The following is a 641-nucleotide window of genomic DNA, read 5'->3' on the forward strand; positions in this document are numbered from 1 at the left end:
GGCCCCGGCGGGCCAGTTGGACGGCGAGCTCGCTCTTGAGCGCGATGGTGGTGAGGTTGCGGCCCATGACGTCGTGCAGGTCCCGGGAGAACCGCAGCCGCTCCTCGGCGACGGCCAGCCGGGCCTGGGCCTCGCGGGCGGCGTCCAGCTCCCAGACGACGGACTGCAACCAGGCGAAGCTGCGGCAGCTGAGTCCGACGACGACGAGCGTGATCAGGTTGCCGAGCAGCAGTACGGCCCAGGAGCCGGCCACTGCCACGACGCCCACGGCGACGAGCCAGCGCAGGTGGTCGGTGGGCCGCTTCAGGTAGTGGTCGAGTGAGGTGCGCAGGGCCCGCAGGGTCAGCAGGGTGGTGCCCAGGACGACGACCAGGCAGACCCGGGCGATGCCGTCGGTGTTCGGTTGGACGTCCGGGGCGGCGGCGATGGCCAGCATGATCAGCGGGAGCATGACCAGCGGCACGAGGTAGAGCGACCAGCGGAGGTAGAGCTCGGTGCGCTGTCGTGCGGCGCGAACTGACTCAGAAGACGTCTCATTTGGGCTTGTAGGCTGGTCCGGTGACGATCGTGGAGCGTCTGGTGCCGGACGAGTTGTGGGAGTTGTTCCAGTTGGTGGTGCCGGCGGCGCCGACCCGCCCGCA

At 70.0% G+C, this 641-nt stretch carries 1 protein-coding gene; it reads right to left on the reverse strand.

Annotation, left to right across the window (positions count from 1 at the left end; all coding sequences use genetic code 11):
• The coding region (locus tag PUR56_RS25505; protein ID WP_329950617.1) for a histidine kinase at window positions 1–463 on the reverse strand (463 nt) is incomplete at its 3' end.
• Window positions 464–641: the final 178 nt, after the last annotated feature.

The sequence above is a fragment of the Streptomyces sp. BE303 genome (assembly GCF_036290945.1).
Lineage (GTDB): Bacteria > Actinomycetota > Actinomycetes > Streptomycetales > Streptomycetaceae > Kitasatospora.